A 17,266-nucleotide genomic window follows, 5' to 3' on the forward strand; every position below is an offset into this window, starting at 1 on the left:
CGGTGTTTTATACTTAAATTTTCTTACGGTAACAAAAAAGAAGATAGTTTAAAACTATCTTCTTAAATTATAACTAATAGTTTGCAACATCGGTTACATCAAATTCACTGAAGCTTAAATCCTCACTGAATAAAGTAGCCAATGCAATGGCACTATCGATTGAAGTTACTACACTTACCCCGCATTCAACGGCACATCTTCTTATTTTAAATCCGTCGGTTTCAGAATCTGAGGAACTTCCAGGAGTATTTATAATCAAATCGATCTTATGATTTTTAATAACATCTAAGATACCTAAATCCTTATGATCTCCTTCGTGCCCGATTTTATATACTTCGGTAACATTTTTAATCCCATGCCCTTCCATATAATTCTTTGTATTTTCCGTAGCAAAGAATTCATATCCGATATCAGACATCTTTTTAAGAGAAGGAAGGAATTCTTCTTTACTGTCATCATTTAATGAAATAAGGAGTTTTCTCTTTCTCTTACTTAAGTCAAATCCGGCAGCTAAGAACCCTTTATATAACGCTTCCAAATAATTCTTGCTTACACCGAGGACTTCTCCCGTAGAACGCATTTCGGGTCCGAGGCTTACTTCAACGTTCGGAAGTTTTTCCGTAGAGAATACAGGAACCTTTACTCCGTAATTTTCGCTGTCGGGCTGGATATAACTTCCGTATCCCATTTCTTTAATACATGGTCCAAACATAGATTTAACAGCCATTTCAAGAATAGGTACATTAGTGATTTTTGTTATATAAGGTACGGTCCTGCTTGAACGAGGATTAACTTCGATAACATAAAGTTCATCTTTAAATACAATAAATTGTATATTTATCATTCCCTTAACATTAAGTTCAAGAGCGATTTTTCGTGTATAATCATATAATGTTTCTTTGATTTTATCACTTACGTGTCTTGTAGGATATAGTGTAGCACTGTCTCCTGAATGGACTCCGGCTCTGTCAAGATGTTCCATAATACCCGGAACAAATACATCTACACCGTCACAAACCGCATCTACTTCAACTTCAAGTCCGAATAAGTATTTATCAATTAGGACAGGATTTTTGCCGTCTTCTTTTATGGCATTTGTAAGGTATTTAATTAGACTTTCCTCATCATGACAAATCATCATCCCTCTTCCGCCAAGTACATACGAAGGTCTTACAAGTACGGGATATCCGATTTTTTGAGCTATTTCTTTACCTTCTTCAACGGTAAATACACCTTTACCTTTAGGTTGTTTTACCCCAAGTTTTGAAAGCATAGCTTCAAATCTTTCCCTGTCTTCCGCTTTATCAATACTGTCAGGAGAAGTTCCTAAAATAGGGATATTTTCTCTTACACACATTTCCGCAAGCTTGATTGCAGTTTGTCCGCCAAACTGAAGAATAACTCCGTCAGGTTTTTCTTTATTGTAAATATTAAGTACATCTTCGTCTGTAAGAGGTTCGAAGTAAAGTTTATCGGAAGTATCAAAATCGGTACTCACGGTTTCCGGGTTATTGTTTACAACTATAGTTTCTATACCCATTTGCTTTAAGGCGTATACACAGTGAACGGAACTGTAGTCAAATTCTATACCTTGACCGATTCTGATAGGACCGGAACCGATGACCATTACTTTCTTCTTATCGCTTACGACCACTTCATCTTCGGTGTCGTAAGTTGAATAATAATATGGAGTATATGCTTCAAATTCCCCGGCACATGTATCAACCATTTTATAAACAGGATTGATATTCCACATTTGTCTCATTTCATATATATCTTTTTCTCTGACGCCCATTAAGAAGCTGATACCCTTATCGGAAAAACCTTTTTTCTTAAGGTCAAGTAACTCAGTTTTTGTTAAAGTTTCCAAAGTTAAAGTCTTTAAGTGTTCTTCTCTTTTTACTATTTCATTAATTTTATTTACAAAGAATAAGTCAATACCCGTTATCTTACTTACTTGAGTAACCGAATATTTAAGTCTGAGCATTTGAGCCAATACGAATATTCTTTCATCATCTGCTTTAAATACTTTATGTCTTAATTCTTTTATCGGAATATCATTTACTTTATTATGAACTAAAGTATGCTTTTTGATTTCAAGAGATCTGATTGCCTTTAAAAAGGCTTCTTCAAAAGTCCTTCCTATTGACATTACTTCTCCTGTCGCCATCATCTTTGTTCCAAGATCTCTTTTGGCACTTAAGAATTTATCGAACGGCCATTTAGGAACTTTTATTACCACATAATCAATAGCAGGTTCAAAACATGCAAATGTTTCTTTTGTAACTGCATTTCTTATCTCTTCCAAATGATAACCGAGTGCAATCTTTGCTGATACTTTAGCTATAGGATAACCAACGGCTTTTGAGGCTAGTGCTGAAGAACGGGAAACCCTTGGATTTATTTCTATAATCGCATATTCCATGCTGTCGGGATGAAGTGCGAATTGAACATTACATCCTCCTTCAATACCTACTGCTTCAATTATATCGAGAGAAGCTGAACGAAGCATTTGACATTCTTTATCGGAAAGAGTTTGAGTAGGAGCAACGACTATACTATCCCCTGTATGGATACCTACAGGGTCTATATTTTCCATATTACAAATTGTAATACAAGTACCGTTGGAGTCTCTCATTACTTCGTATTCGATTTCTTTCCAGTTTTTAATACTCTTTTCAATTAGGATTTGAGTAGTCATAGAAAGAGAAAGTCCGCTTTCCGCAATCTTTAATAGCTCTTCTTCGTTATTTACAATACCGCCGCCTGTACCCCCAAGAGTATATGCGGGTCTTACTACAACGGGATATCCGATATCAAGTGCTGCTTTTTTAGCATCTTCAAGTGTATTAACTATTCTGCTTTCAATGACAGGCTGACCGATTTCCTGCATAAGTTTTCTGAACTCATCTCTGTCTTCACCCTTCATGATACCTTCAACACTTGTTCCGATAACTTTTATTCCATACTTGTCAAGGATACCTTTATTGTGAAGCTCCATTGTCATGTTAAGAGCTGTCTGTCCTCCCATGCCACCTATAATAGCGTCGGGACGTTCTTTTTCAATAATCTTTACAACCGATTCCAAAGTGATAGGTTCTATGTATACTTTATCCGCAGTTTGTTTGTCTGTCATAATAGTAGCAGGGTTAGAATTTATAAGAACAACTTCGAATCCTTCTTCTCTTATGGCTTCACAGGCTTGTGTTCCCGAATAATCAAACTCGGCAGCTTGTCCGATTATTATCGGACCTGAACCTATAACCAATACTTTACTTATATCGTCTCTTTTTGGCATGATAATCCTCCTACTCTATTACCTTTAAAATTTCGTCTAATACATTCCCGTTGTCAGTCGGTCCGGGACAAGCCTCAGGATGGAACTGAACGGTATATATTTTTTTATCTCTTACTCTCATACCCTCTATACTTCCGTCATTTACGTGTGTATATGTTACTTCAACATCTTTTGGAAGTTTATCAACTACATATCCATGATTTTGGCTTGTAATAAATACTCTTTCATTTGATAAGTTTTTAACGGAGTGATTTCCGCCTCTGTGTCCGAATTTAAGTTTCTTTGTTGTTCCGCCTAAAGCCAATGAAGCAAGCTGATGTCCCAGGCAAATACCGAGAATTGGAAGCTTACCTATGAGTTTTTTGATTTCTTCAACACACATAGGAAGATCCATAGGGTCTCCGGGGCCGTTTGATAAAAATACCGCATCAGGGTTAATCTTTAAAACTTCTTCGGCTTTAGTATCAAAAGGAACGATAGTTAAGTTAAGTCCTTTTTCTTTAAACATATTGATTATATTAGTCTTGATACCATAATCGTATATAACGATATGTTTTGCATTTTCATCGCCTTTTATTTCATATGTATTTGATGTAGAAACAGAAAATACACTTTTTGAATTATCATGTTCGTCAAGTATTTCGATAAGCTTGGTCTTAGGCATCATATGAGTGGTTATCATTCCTCTCATAACACCTTCGTTTCTGAGTACTTTTGTAAGCATTCTTGTATCTATCCCGCTTAATGCCGTTATATCTTCGCTTTCAAGATAATCCGGAAGTGTCATTTCATTGTTAAAATTATTAGGTTTATAACATACTTCTTTAACAATAAAACCTCTTGCTTTGCAGCTGTCTGACTGTTCATAATCAAAATTAACTCCATAGTTACCTATAAGCGGGTAGGTCATCGTAACTATTTGACCGTAATAAGATGGGTCTGTTAAAATCTCTTGGTATCCGGTCATTGAAGTATTAAATACAACTTCTCCGATTACTTTTTCCTGGACTCTTCCGAAAAGTTCACCTTCAAAGGTCATTCCATTTTCTAACTGTAAATATCCTTTCATTATATAACCTCTTTATTTAGATTTTTTAAAATCTCTGCTGCCCGGTTTTACAAGCTCGATTTTTCCCTCTTTACATAAAGGACAATCTTCACCGTCATAAGAAACTATATTTAGTCTTATAGCAGAGTATATAGGAAGCGGGAAATTTAAATCATCACTTGTTCTGTTTACTATAGAACAAACACCAACAACTTCCGCGCCCATGTCTTCAAGTACTTTAACGGTTTCTAAAGTGCTTTTACCGGTAGTGATAACATCTTCGCTTATAAGTATCTTATCACCTTTACCTACACTGAAACCTCTTCTAAGCTCCATTTTACCGTCTTTTCTTTCAGTGAATATACTTTCTATTCCAAGCTGTCTGCCAAGCTCGTAAGAGACGATAACGCCTCCCATAGCAGGTCCGCAGATCTTTGTGATACCAAGGTCTTTTACTTGTTCTACCACTTCTTTTAGAACTTCCGCCGCTTTATCCGGAAATCTTAATAGTTTAGCACACTGCACATACTGATTTGAATGTCTTCCCGATGAAAGAAGGAAGTGACCTTCAAGAAATGCTTCTGTCTCTTTTAAAATCTCTTTTACTCTTTGTTCACTCATTTATATATACCTTACCTTTCTTATACTATTCCAATCAATTCGTTTATATTATCTATATTATTTCTTATTAAATATTCTTCCAAATCTTTTTTGATATCTATCATTACCGTAGGATTAGCAAATATTGCGCTTCCCACGCCGACAAGCGTCGCACCCGCCATTATAAATTCAAGTACATCCATATAATTGCTTACTCCGCCGTAAGACAATATAGGGATTTCTATCTCTTTGGCAACTTGATGAACCATTCTAAGTGCTATAGGTTTGATTGCAGAACCGGAAAGTCCGGCATATACATTATCAAAGACAGGTTTTTTCTTATTTATATCTATTGCCATAGCCAAAAAAGTATTTGTAAGACTTACAGCATCCGCACCTGCATCTTGAACGGTCTTAGCTACATCGACAATGCTTGGAGCATTAGGAGAAAGCTTCACTATTATTGGGTGTACGGATTTTTCTTTTACCGCTTTGGTTATATCATAAGCACTCTTATTATCCATACAAAAAGCCATACCGCCTTCTTTGACATTTGGGCAGGATATATTAAGTTCAATAAAGTCCAGTTCTTCTTTATTTAAAAGTTCAATACCTTCCAAGAAGTCCTCTGTACTGTGAGCTCCGAAATTTACTATTACCCTTGTTCCAAGCTTATTCATATAAGGTAAATCTTTTATTAAAAAGCTTCTTACTCCGGGATTTTCAAGTCCGATACTATTTATTACTCCGCTTGGAGCTTCCCATAATCTGTTCCCTGAATTTCCCGGCTGAGGTTTTAAAGTAAGTCCTTTTGAACAAACTCCTCCTATTTCACTTACATCAAAAAATTCAGAGTACTCTCGTCCAAAACCAAAAGTTCCGCTTGCTGCCACCAATGGATTAGAAAAATCTTTTCCTAAAAAATCAACTTTAAGTCTATCCATTTTAGTACACCTCGCTTCCTTTAAAGACAGGACCGTCTTTGCAAACTTTTCTGTTTCCGCTAGAGGTCCTTACATTACATCCAAGGCACGCACCGACAGCACAAGCCATTCTGTTTTCAAGAGACACGATAACATCATGACCTTCTTTACTCGCTAGGTCATAAGCACTTTTCATCATGATGTCCGGACCGCAGGCAAAATATTTATCATCTTTTGTGAAGTCCACTTGATGTGTAATAATCCCTCCAACATCTACAATTACTTCATCTGCTATCTTCTTAAACTCATCAACCAAATAATCTTCCTTTGTAAATCCCAAATAAACTCTAATGTATTTACTTGGATATTTATTCTTGATTTGTTTAATCAAATAATATAAAGGTGCAGTACCTATACCTCCGCCGATAACAGTAACGTCCTTATCAATATTTTCTATATCGAAACCGTTGCCTCGGGGACCGAACAAGTCAACTTCCATACCTTCTTTTAAAGTAGAAAAATATTTAGTTCCTTCACCTTTTACCTGATATAGGAATGTTATACCTTTCTTATCAATATCATGAATACTTATGGGTTTTGAAAGGAAAGTATTCTTGGGTTTTAACATATAAAACTGTCCTTCTTTACCTTCAAATTTACCTTTAAGCTTTAACATATAAATGTCATCTTTTATTTTATTATTAAATAATACTATAGCCATTTTCCAATATCCTCTTGCATATCTTTTACTGCCTTTACCGTAAGTTTCGTAAAGGTCTCATCCTCTACTTTTCCCTTATGAGCAGAAATAATACCTCTTGACGAATTTACTACTCCGCAGATATCATCTTTAAAGATTTCCGCTATATCTTTACCTGTTCCTCCCTGCGCTCCGTATCCCGGGATCAAGAAAAACGCTTTTGGCATATATTTTTTTACATCTATGAATTCTTTTGGATAAGTAAGACCGACAACGGAACCAACGGCACTGTATCCGCATTCTCCGACAAAATCATCTCCCCATTTATCTACATACTCAGCCATTATCTCATATACTTTTTTATTGTCCTTAGTTTCCAAATCCTGAATTTGATGTCCGTTGGGATTTGATGTTTTAACCAATACAAATAGCCCTTTATCTCCATTTTTTAAATAATCGAAATATGGACTAATCGCATCCGAGCCCATATAAGTATTTATGGTTATAAAGTCTGCTTCAAAATCACCCTTAAAATGTCCGTCAGCGTACATTGCGGCAGTAGAGGAAATATCTCCTCTTTTTATATCCGCTATAACTATACCATCATTCTCTCTTATATATTTCAAAGTATTTTGATATGCATTAAGCCCGTCCATTCCGAGAGCTTCATAACAAGCAATCTGTACTTTATAACATGCCACGATATCTTTTGTTGCGTCGATTATTGCTTTATTAAATAAGAAATATTTTTCTCCTAAAGAGATATCCATATTATTTATATACTCGGGAAGAAAAGCTTCCTTTGTATCAAGACCGAGACAAACTGCCATATTTTTTTTACTTCTCTCGTAAAGCTTATCTATTAATTTCATATTTTTTTTCTCCCCCTACAAAAGTCATTAGTATTCTTCCGTTTATATTATATCCGTCAAAAGGCGTGTTGTTTGATTTAGATATAAACTCTTTTTTATTTATTTTCCCTTTATAATCTAAATCTACTACGGCAAAGTCTGCATCGTATCCTTCTTCAATCAAACCTTTATTGAGACCTATTTTCTTAGCCGGAGTATAACTTATCATTTCACTTAGTTTATTGATGCTTATACCGTACTCTTTAAATATCTTATAATACATCGAAAATGCAACCTCGATATTATCTATTCCCGGAGCTCCCTTTTCTTTATCTTCCTCAGAATGAGGAGCATGATCGGTTGCAAGCACATCAATTTTATTATCTTTAATACCTTGTATCAAAGCCATTCTGTCTTCATTAGTGGCAAAGGACGGGTTTACTCTATAATCAAGACTATCGGCAAAAAGATGATGAGGCCCAACTTCACAGGTTACATCAAGTCCCTTTGCTTTTGCTTCTTTTATAAGTTCCAATGATTTCTTAGTGCTTATATGGCAAACATGAAGATTACCTCCAACCTTTTCAAGGAGTTTCATGTCTCTTTCTATTATTTCTTCTTCGGGCTGACAGTGCGTCAATAAATGAAAATCATATTCCTTGGATTTCTTCAAAGCTTCTTCCATGAATTTATCGCTGAATATAGTCCTTCCGTCATTTGAAAATAAATTGGTATATTTTTTGTTTTCTTTTATGTCTACAAGTTCTTTATCTTCAAGGTTTTTACCTATCGCACTGATTTGAATAACTTTATTTACTCCCGCCTTTTCTGACTTTTCTTTTACATAAGATAAGACTTCGGTACTATCGCAAATCGGATCGGTATTTGCCATTGTACAAACAACACTGTATCCACCTTTAACACTTGCTTTCATACCGGTTTCGATATCTTCCTTATAAGTATATCCCGGGTCTCTGAAATGTGAGTGCATATCAATGAATGCGGGAAGCAAAGTTTTTCCTTTTAAATCGATAACTTCTATATCATCAATTTTTAAATCTTTCCCTATTTTCTCTATTTTTCCATTGACAACCAATACATCTTCTTTTGATGTTTTTGTCTTATCAATTATCACTCCGTTTTTAAATAGTTTTTTCATTTTCCACCTTATTTATTTTCTACCAAAGTAGTCTTTGAGTCACAGTAAGAACATCTGTATTCTTTCTTTTCCGGATTAGCCAAATAAAACTTGATATTTTCAACATTTTCATACTGAGTGATACATCTCGGGTTTTTACACTTTAAAATCCCTTCAACAACTTCCGGAAGTCTTGGCTGTATCTTCTTCACTCTTTCTCCGTTTTCTATATAACTTACCGTTATATTAGGATCGATAAGTCCAAGTATAGTTAAATCAAGTTTTAAATCAGTTTCAATTTTTATAATATCTTTTTTTCCCATTTTATGACTTGGGATATTTCTCATAAGTACTATTACATCGTCTACTTCATCGAGTTTAAGTTGTTTAAAGACTTCATATCCGTGATTTACTTTAATATGGTCAATAACAATACCTTGTTTTAACTTAGAAACATTAATCATCTACTTCTACCCCCAATAACTTCATAATCAAAGCCATCCTTACATACATTCCAAGTCTTCCCTGCATAAAGTAAACAGCTCTTTCATCATCGTCCACATCTGTAGCTATTTCATTTACCCTAGGAAGAGGATGCATAACTATCATATCTTTTTTAGCTTTTTCTAATTTCTCTTTTGTAAGTATAAAGTAATCTTTAAGTCTTAGATATTCTTCTTCGTTTACAAACCTTTCTCTTTGAACCCTTGACATATAAAGAACGTCCAAATCTCCTATGACTTCATCAAGTGAATTCGTTTCGGAGTATTTAGCCTTTCCTTCGATTTCTTCTTTGATATATTCCGGCATTGAAAGTTCTTTTGGAGAAATGAATACAAACTCTATATTTTTATATCTCGACATTGCCTTTACAAGAGAATGGATAGTTCTTCCGAACATTAAGTCTCCGCATACACCAATTTTCAGATTATTGAAATCGTGTTTGTAATACTGGATTGTAAGTAAATCCGTAAGAGTTTGAGTTGGATGCTGATGTCCGCCGTCTCCGGCATTTATAACCGGAACTCTCGAATGTTCACTCATTAATTTTGCAGTACCTTCTCTGGGATGTCTTGCAACAATTATATCTACATAATTTGAAACGACCACTGTAGTATCCGCAAGAGATTCGCCTTTTGAAGTACTCGATGTGTTTGGATCGGAAAAACCTAAGACATTACCGCCAAGCCTGTACATCGCGGCGTCAAAAGAAAATTTTGTTCTCGTTGAAGGTTCATAAAAAAGGCTTGCCAATAATTTTCCATGACATACATCTACATATTTTTTCTCGTCATTTAGAATATCATTAGCAAGCGCAAATATTTCATCTAATTCTTCTACTGTAAAATTTGTTGGTTCGATCAAATCGCGACCTTTTAACATAAGTATATACCTCCGATATTTATAAAAAAATACCTGCACTTAGGCAAGGTATCTACAAAAAATGCATAGCTTTAGTAAGCTATTTATTAATCGAAGTATAACCTTTTTAGCCTCTCGTGCTAAGTTAAAAGTATTTTTAAATATTATATAAAATAATAACTCTAAAGTCAACGAAATATACTTTTTATTTATTTCATAAATTAATAAATTTTTCCAAATTTTATTTCATTATAATATAATTTAATTTTTAAAAATACTCTTTATTTTATTATCATTCCACAAAAAATTTATTTAATAAAAAAACTCTGCAAAAAGCAGAGTTTTATCTCGTTTTTATTGCTTCAAAAAGCACTATGCCCGCAGCAACGGATGCATTCAATGAATCAAAATCATTTTTAAGAGGTATAGAACTTATAAAATCACATTTTTCTTTAATAAGTCTTCCAAGTCCCTTACCTTCTGCACCTACCACCAAAGCCAAAGGCATATCATAATCCATATCGTAGTAGTTTTCTCCGTTCATATCAAGTCCCACTACAAATAAGCCTTCTTTTTTAAGTGTATCTATAGTTTGAGCTATATTTGATACTTCACATAAGTTTATATGTTCAATCGCTCCCGCAGAAGATTTATACATCCCTTCTCCGATAGAAGCGCTTCTTCTTGTCTGCATTATGACACCGTCTGCCCCCGCACAGTACGCACTTCTGATGATAGCACCGGCATTATGAGGATCCGTTATATTATCAAGGATAACTACCAAGGGCTTAGTATCTTTTTCATTCATATCCTCTATAAGTTCTCTGAGTGAAATTGTTTCAACAGGAGAACATAAAGCAAGAACACCCTGATGATGTGTACTTCCAGACATACTGTCAAGCTTATGGTTATTTGTCTTTTGAATGGATATCCCTTTTGACTTTGCCATTTTTATAATACTTACCAAACCAGAATCATGATTTTCGCTTATATAAAGTTTATTTATATTTCTACCCGCTTTTAAAGTTTCTCTGACCGCATTTCTTCCTATTACTTTTTCATAATTACTCATTAAATTAATTTACCTCTATAAATTCAAAAATTTTTCTTTTATTTCTTTCGCTTTTCCGCAGCTCATTTTGCCTTCGGGGCACGCACCTCTTACACATCCCGGTCCGGCACTGTCAAAAATGACAGGACAGACTTCTTTAACCAATTTCAGCATTTCGGTAGCCAACGCTCTGATTTCCCACTGTGCCCTGGTACAAGTTCTCTCTTCAAAGAAATGAAGGAGCTGTCTTGCATTCATAGTAGTGATGATTTTTGTTTCACAGGCTCCCGGAAGAACAAATCTCGCATCCTCATTTGCAAGTTTAACAGCCTTGCTTCTGGCTTTTTTCTCATCCATATTTTCTTTCTCTACAAGTTCTTTTGTCTTATTCTCGGTCAAAATATCTCTGATTTTTTCATAAGATGATTGTATCATTTCCATACTGTCGTTAAAAGCTTTTAATGCTTCTTCATCTTTTTCAACAGCAGGAGGAACGATAAAATCAAACTCCGTTTCGCTTACATATCTCTGTGACTGCTGAGAATAGCTAGCGAGTCTATGCCTTACAAGCTGATGAGTAAGTGTCCTGCTTACACCTTCTATCGCGAAAGAAAAACTTATATGTTCAAGAGGAGACATATGACTGAAACCCATCAACATTTTAACAAACTTTTCAGCCTGCTCATCACTCATTTTTTCACTTATTTCTTCTATACCAACAGGAGAATAACATAACTTAGCAGCCATTGCTACTGTCTTAACAGGTTCGGGAGTATACCTTACCAAACTTACTTTTAAATCACTCTTCATATTTTCCTCCTTTAAATTCAAATACTTATAATATTATACATTATTTTTACGTTAAAAGAAACACATTTAACTAAATGGTAATTTTATATATAATATATGAAAACTAAAAAAGACCCATCGGGGGAGGGTCTTTTTTAGTTTGGCGTTTAAATTAATTTACCCTTTTTATTTTAAAGATAGTTCCGCCGATTCCAGCAACAGCAATTAGTGCTATTAAGCAATATACTACTGTATTTGAATTGTCGGAAGTATCCGGGGTATCAACATTTTGTTTATTATCCTGTTGTCTGTCTTTTGATGTTCCGGTTGATGAAGAATCATCTTTTTTGCCGTTATTATTTTTATTGTTCTCTTTTTCAATTGCGGCAGCTTCTTCATCTGTCATCAATACAACCTGAACTTTATGATTTTTCGCTAAATCTTTAAAAGTCACAGAATTTTTACCAATCAAATCTTTTCTTTCCTTACCATCTACGATAATAGTTTTTACTTGGTATCCTTTTTCAACGCTCCACCTAACTGTATGGTCATCACCTTTTTTAAGTGTAGCAGTACCTGTTATAGTACCTTTACCGCCTATTATAGACGTTTCTATCTTTATATCATCTGAAGATGGCTGATATATTTCATCCTTTTCGGATTCTTTAACAAATATAACTTTTACATGATGATTTGATGCCAAATCTTTAAATTCTATTTTATTGTCGGCAAGGTTAACCTTTAAACCATCGACATATACTTCTTTAACAACGTAACCGCTTGCAGGTTTCCATGTAACCACATGATCATTGCCTTTTTTCTTAACTGTGGTAGGAGTTACACTACCTTTACCTACAGTTTCGGTAGATATCGTTAAATCTTTTGCCGGTTTATTGGTAGAAGAGTTATCTTTCGTTTCTACATATACATATACTGAGTGGTTAGCCTTTATAGCATTGAAGTCTTGGCTTCCCTGTACATTTTTAAGGTCTTCTCTGTATACTCCGTCTACGATTACGCTCTTTACAACATATCCTTCTTCGATATTCCATTCTACATTATAATCATCATCTTTTTGTAAAGTCGCACTTGGAGATATACTTCCTTTTCCTCCGACTATTCCCGTAGAAATTTGATATTTTTCTCCAGGGATATAATCCAAATGAGCTTCATCATCTTTAACGAATACTACTTTTACACTATGGTTTACCAAAATATTGTTAAAATCAACAAAGTTAACAGGAAGATTACTCTTATTTCCGTCGATGTAAACTTCTTTTAATACGTATCCGTCGGCAGGTGACCACTCTACTTTATGACTTCCGTTCTTTTCAACGATTTTACTTGGTGTGATACTACCTTTTCCAACGATTTCTGTTGTTACATTTAAAAGTCCTTCAGGATTTGTAACTTCTCCGTTGTTACCGCTGTCATTTTTATTTTCTTTAGATAAGAATACATAAACTGAATGACTTGCTTCTACACTGTTTATACTATATTCGCTGTTTTCGTTTCTAAGTTCGTCTCTAGCTACACCATCAACGATTACACTTTGAACTGTATAATCAGCTTCAACAGACCATTCTACTTTATGGCTTGTACCTTTTTCAACATCCAATGCAGAAGGTGTTATAGTACCTTCGCCGCCTTTGATACCGGTAATGATATCAAATGCTTCTTTATTATCATCAGGATCTACAGAAGTATCAACAGGTTTTAAAGTAACTATGATATCATAGTCGTCAGTAATATTTGTAAGTATAACTTTATTTCCATTTACTAAATTAGGTTTTAATACATTACCCATTTTTACTTCGATACTTTCGATTTCATATCCGGTTTCAATATGCCATGAAACTGTATAATCTTCACCTTTATTTACCGTTACGGAAGGAGAAATATCGCCTATACCGTTTTTGATTTGTGTATTTACCCTATATGTTTGAGCTACATCAGGGGTAGGGTTATCATCCGGATTATCTACATCAGGATTGTCAGGATTATCTACATCAGGATTATCTATATCCGGATTGTCAGGATCGACATCTCCTCCTGATGGTGTATCTTTAGCAAATATTACTTTGATTGTATGGTCAGCTGTAATATTATCAAACTGACCTTTTCTTAAACCTTCTTTTTCAACTCCGTCTACAATAACTTTATCAACATACCATCCACCTGCAGGCTTCCAGCTTATTGTGCATGCAGAACCTTTTTTAACCGTCTTACTTGCGTCAATTGAACCTTCACCTTCATATGATGTAGTTATTGTATAGAAATCTTCTTTTGGTGCAGGAGCAGTTTTCTTTTCAAATACTACTTGTACATCGTGATTAGCACTTATTGAATTGAATGTGATGCTTCCGCCGTTTTCATCGATATTATCTTTGATAACTCCGTCTATAGTGACCTTGCTTACTTTATATTCACCGCCGGCAGTCCAGCTGATTGTTTTGCTGTCGCCTTTTTTAACCGTACATCCGCTTGTTACTGTACAGTTACTGTCGCCGCCCTTTTTAACAGTATCAATAGAATAATACTGATTTGCAGGAGGAAGTTCTTCTCTTGTGAATTCTACAAAAACAGTATGATTTTCTCTTATTCCCGCAAAAGCGATTTGACCTGCGTGTAATAAATCATCTCTTACTTCGCCGTCAACTATTACTCTCTTTACTCTGTAATTATCTCTTGGTTCCCAAGTTATAATTGCCGTAGAGTCTTCATCATAAGCTTTTGTAGCCGTAATGACTCCGTCACCTGCTTTAGAGGTAGTAACGGTATGTTTATCTCTTACTCTGAACGCTACTTCTTCCAAAGTTATATTATAATTTGTACTTTGATTATTAATCGATGTTATTTTTAATGTAAAGTCGCCTATTTCTCCGCCTGTTGATGGCGAAACACCTGCTGCGTTTTTACATTCGAATACAGGAGTACCCAAATCAGCAACTTTATCGCCTTTTCCCAGACTTCCGCCTGTTACTTTAACTCCGAATGCAGGAACAGTGTCATTCCTGTCCATAGAATCAGGGGTAGGTTTAATTGTTATATCTCTCTTTGTAATTACACCGTTGTCCCCTGCTAAATAAGGAGCTATAGTATAATTTGCGGCTTTATCACCGCTTAAAGTGAATTTTGTAATAGTATAATTTTTATTTTCTCCGGCATTTTTATTGTCATATGTACCTGCTGAAGCTTTTATCGTAAGCCCTGTTGACTTAGCAGATTTTGCACTTGCAGAGCTTATCTGATCTTCAGCTAACAGACCGCTTACTTCTGTTACGCTGACAGCATCAAGACTTGATTTTGAAATTGCATTGGTCCCGTCATATACTTTTGTTGGTGCCGCATTTATATCAAGGCCTGTAACTGTCAATTCTTTTTTTGCTATATTTACAGTTACTTGTTTCGTTTTAGTTAAATTTGTATCTAAATCAGTACATTTAACTTGGATATTAATATCCCCTTTTGTAGCTGCTTTCGGAGTTCCCGAAATAACACCTGTTTCGGACATTGTAAGTCCCGCAGGTAAGCTTCCGCTTACGATTTCAAATTTAACATTAGGAGTGTCACTTGAAGCTGCATTTGAAGGAACCAAAGTCACATCGCTTATTGCAGTCCCGTAAGTTCCGCTTACTTTTGGAGTGGTAAAGTCCAAAGCCGCATCCCAAGTTGCATATAATGTCAAATCGGAAGTTATTGGAGATAAGTTGTTGTATAACTTAGCTTCTTGATTATCTAATGAATCATACCAGCCTTGGAAAGCGTAATACTGTCTTGTAGCAGTCGGCATTTCTACCATTCCGCCGTAACGTACAGTCATGGAAGCCTGAGAAGCTTCCCCGCCGTTTCCGTTAAATGTAACATTCATCATTTTTCTGTCGTAATAACGTTTTAGACGCAGACCGCTCGCGACTTCTCCGCTTTCATTTCGAAGCGATGTTGTTGTATTTTCTTCAAATCCCGTATAAGTCTTTTCGGGAGCAGTTACGGTTTCTCCTACTGCTGCTTCAAAAGACTTGCTTTCAGCCAATGTATAGTTATCGTCTTTTACATTTTGCTTATAGTATTCAACAGTGTACATTGCATTTTTCGTGCCTTCGACCCAATATGCTGTCAAAGTCGTATCACTGCTTGGCATTTTAAATTTTGTTCCTGCAGGATAAATATTCCCTTCACTATCCTGCCAGCCGCCGAATGTACAATTTTCTTTAGTAAAAGTGTTCGCGGGAAGAGTAGTATAATCCTGTTCAAAAATCTTTACGCTTGAAGGGGCAGTACCTGTAGCACCCTGACCACCATTAAAGCTTAAATAATATTCTTCTGCTTCCCTTACTGCATCGTCGCCTTCAACTACGACCCTAACTGTCTTGACATCAGACATTGCTCCGTAATTATTCATTACCCATACTGAAACCGTATGTACTTCGCCTACCTGCCAAGATGATGGCTTAGGGATCGAATCCTTTAGCGTTTGAACTTCACCTGTTGCATCCACCTCAGTTAATTTTTCAGCTGGAGTTTCATTTTCCGTATCCATATCGAATACATAGTAAATTGCATCTGTAGCGTTCTTATTTATATCTTTAAATCTTGCCTCAACATCTACTTTATCTCCGTTACAAACCGCAGAAATATCCTGCATCAACTGTGGTGGTGAAGCGGCATTACCTATACCTAAAAGAACTGAATAAGTCTTGGTTTCACCGTCTCTGATAAGTCTGTTTACCCAACCAAAAGACATACCTGAGTCTGTATTAAGAACAGTACCTGTAGTCTTTGTACCTGAAAACATCACATTAGGATAGGCACTATATGGTCCATAATATAAACTATCTACATCTGTAACACCATAAGATTTTTCGCATACAAAGTTAAACTGTCTGGAAGTGGTAGCTTCACTTTCCGCCATACGAATACCTGTATCGGTTCTATAAATCGGTGCTGAATCATTCCCTACAATCTGTATGTCCGCTCCAGAACCCAATGCAATATATTTATCCTTACCTGTATTATTTGTTAAAGTATATTGAATTTTAACATACCTGTTCTCGTTGGTAAAAGATAGAGTTTGTTTCAAATCAAAACCGGTAACTCCATTAATATTTTGTTTTACCACTCCGTTCGGCAAACTGTTTATTGCTACTCCGCTACCTGCAGCTGCATTATTAACTTGACTGTCGGTTATTCTTAAATATGACATATATCCCCTATCAGAATATGTAGTTTTAAAACTTCCCGGCATTCCTCTTACATTAAATGAACATGATGCATTATTTGTTAAATATTCTATTTCGCTTGCTTGTGCACTATCAGCAGCAAAAATGCTTGAAGTCGGCATCAAACATAAAACTAAAACAAGAGTCAGTATGACCCCCATGATTTTGTTTAGAATTTTACTTCGTTTTGGTTTTGTTTCATCCATTTCTCTTTTCCCCTTTATTTATTTTTATTTGATATTATAAATTTTTTGGAAATAGATATGCACTTGACCAAACTACGTTAA

12 protein-coding genes are annotated in these 17,266 nt (G+C 35.3%); all 12 read right to left on the reverse strand.

Annotated elements, in window-relative coordinates; genetic code table 11:
- Positions 1-73: 73 nt before the first annotated feature.
- Positions 74-3,298 carry a carbamoyl-phosphate synthase large subunit gene (gene carB / locus Q0516_RS03105; protein WP_294465711.1) on the reverse strand — a complete coding sequence of 1,075 codons (3,225 nt, stop codon included), beginning with the start codon at positions 3,296-3,298 and terminating at the stop codon, positions 74-76.
- Between the two features lie 10 nt (positions 3,299-3,308).
- Entirely contained in the window at positions 3,309-4,367 is a 1,059-nt protein-coding gene (gene carA / locus Q0516_RS03110; RefSeq protein ID WP_294465720.1) for a glutamine-hydrolyzing carbamoyl-phosphate synthase small subunit, read from the reverse strand.
- 12 nt (positions 4,368-4,379) lie between these two features.
- Positions 4,380-4,967, reverse strand: a complete 588-nt coding sequence (pyrE, locus tag Q0516_RS03115) for an orotate phosphoribosyltransferase (RefSeq protein WP_294465723.1) — start codon at positions 4,965-4,967, stop codon at positions 4,380-4,382.
- A gap of 20 nt (positions 4,968-4,987) precedes the next feature.
- Positions 4,988-5,890, reverse strand: coding sequence for a dihydroorotate dehydrogenase (locus tag Q0516_RS03120; RefSeq protein WP_294465727.1), 903 nt, complete (start codon positions 5,888-5,890; stop codon positions 4,988-4,990).
- Between the two features lies 1 nt (position 5,891).
- The gene (locus Q0516_RS03125) at positions 5,892-6,590 is read right to left on the reverse strand and encodes a dihydroorotate dehydrogenase electron transfer subunit (RefSeq protein WP_294465730.1); all 699 of its coding nucleotides are present in this window, start codon (positions 6,588-6,590) and stop codon (positions 5,892-5,894) included.
- Positions 6,581-7,441 (reverse strand): orotidine-5'-phosphate decarboxylase, encoded by an 861-nt coding sequence (gene pyrF, locus Q0516_RS03130; RefSeq protein WP_294465734.1) that lies wholly within the window; start codon positions 7,439-7,441, stop codon positions 6,581-6,583. The genes Q0516_RS03125 and pyrF overlap by 10 nt, the downstream gene beginning before the upstream one ends.
- Positions 7,425-8,579, reverse strand: coding sequence for a dihydroorotase (locus tag Q0516_RS03135; RefSeq protein WP_294465737.1), 1,155 nt, complete (start codon positions 8,577-8,579; stop codon positions 7,425-7,427). Before Q0516_RS03135 ends, pyrF begins: the two co-directional genes overlap by 17 nt.
- Positions 8,580-8,587: 8 nt before the next feature.
- On the reverse strand, positions 8,588-9,022 hold the full coding sequence (locus Q0516_RS03140; protein WP_257480016.1) for an aspartate carbamoyltransferase regulatory subunit: 435 nt from the start codon (positions 9,020-9,022) through the stop codon (positions 8,588-8,590).
- The gene (pyrB, locus tag Q0516_RS03145; RefSeq protein WP_257480017.1) at positions 9,015-9,941 is read right to left on the reverse strand and encodes an aspartate carbamoyltransferase; all 927 of its coding nucleotides are present in this window, start codon (positions 9,939-9,941) and stop codon (positions 9,015-9,017) included. The genes Q0516_RS03140 and pyrB overlap by 8 nt, the downstream gene beginning before the upstream one ends.
- 322 nt (positions 9,942-10,263) lie before the next feature.
- Positions 10,264-10,992, reverse strand: a complete 729-nt coding sequence (rlmB, locus tag Q0516_RS03150) for a 23S rRNA (guanosine(2251)-2'-O)-methyltransferase RlmB (RefSeq protein ID WP_294465744.1) — start codon at positions 10,990-10,992, stop codon at positions 10,264-10,266.
- 15 nt (positions 10,993-11,007) lie between these two features.
- The gene (thyX, locus tag Q0516_RS03155; protein ID WP_294465747.1) at positions 11,008-11,781 is read right to left on the reverse strand and encodes an FAD-dependent thymidylate synthase; all 774 of its coding nucleotides are present in this window, start codon (positions 11,779-11,781) and stop codon (positions 11,008-11,010) included.
- A gap of 151 nt (positions 11,782-11,932) precedes the next feature.
- Entirely contained in the window at positions 11,933-17,185 is a 5,253-nt protein-coding gene (locus Q0516_RS03160; protein ID WP_294465750.1) for an InlB B-repeat-containing protein, read from the reverse strand.
- Positions 17,186-17,266 lie beyond the last annotated feature (81 nt).

Source organism: uncultured Anaerofustis sp., assembly GCF_938029165.1.
Classification (GTDB): domain Bacteria; phylum Bacillota; class Clostridia; order Eubacteriales; family Anaerofustaceae; genus Anaerofustis.

Coding starts and splice junctions, on each gene's coding strand:
- Q0516_RS03140 (WP_257480016.1), bottom strand. CDS start 9,022: ATGATTAATGTTTCTAAGTTAAAACAAGGTATTGTTATTGACCATATT.
- carB (WP_294465711.1), bottom strand. CDS start 3,298: ATGCCAAAAAGAGACGATATAAGTAAAGTATTGGTTATAGGTTCAGGT.
- carA (WP_294465720.1), bottom strand. CDS start 4,367: ATGAAAGGATATTTACAGTTAGAAAATGGAATGACCTTTGAAGGTGAA.
- Q0516_RS03135 (WP_294465737.1), bottom strand. CDS start 8,579: ATGAAAAAACTATTTAAAAACGGAGTGATAATTGATAAGACAAAAACA.
- thyX (WP_294465747.1), bottom strand. CDS start 11,781: ATGAAGAGTGATTTAAAAGTAAGTTTGGTAAGGTATACTCCCGAACCT.
- Q0516_RS03125 (WP_294465730.1), bottom strand. CDS start 6,590: ATGGCTATAGTATTATTTAATAATAAAATAAAAGATGACATTTATATG.
- Q0516_RS03160 (WP_294465750.1), bottom strand. CDS start 17,185: ATGGATGAAACAAAACCAAAACGAAGTAAAATTCTAAACAAAATCATG.
- pyrE (WP_294465723.1), bottom strand. CDS start 4,967: ATGAGTGAACAAAGAGTAAAAGAGATTTTAAAAGAGACAGAAGCATTT.
- Q0516_RS03120 (WP_294465727.1), bottom strand. CDS start 5,890: ATGGATAGACTTAAAGTTGATTTTTTAGGAAAAGATTTTTCTAATCCA.
- pyrB (WP_257480017.1), bottom strand. CDS start 9,941: ATGTTAAAAGGTCGCGATTTGATCGAACCAACAAATTTTACAGTAGAA.
- pyrF (WP_294465734.1), bottom strand. CDS start 7,441: ATGAAATTAATAGATAAGCTTTACGAGAGAAGTAAAAAAAATATGGCA.
- rlmB (WP_294465744.1), bottom strand. CDS start 10,992: ATGAGTAATTATGAAAAAGTAATAGGAAGAAATGCGGTCAGAGAAACT.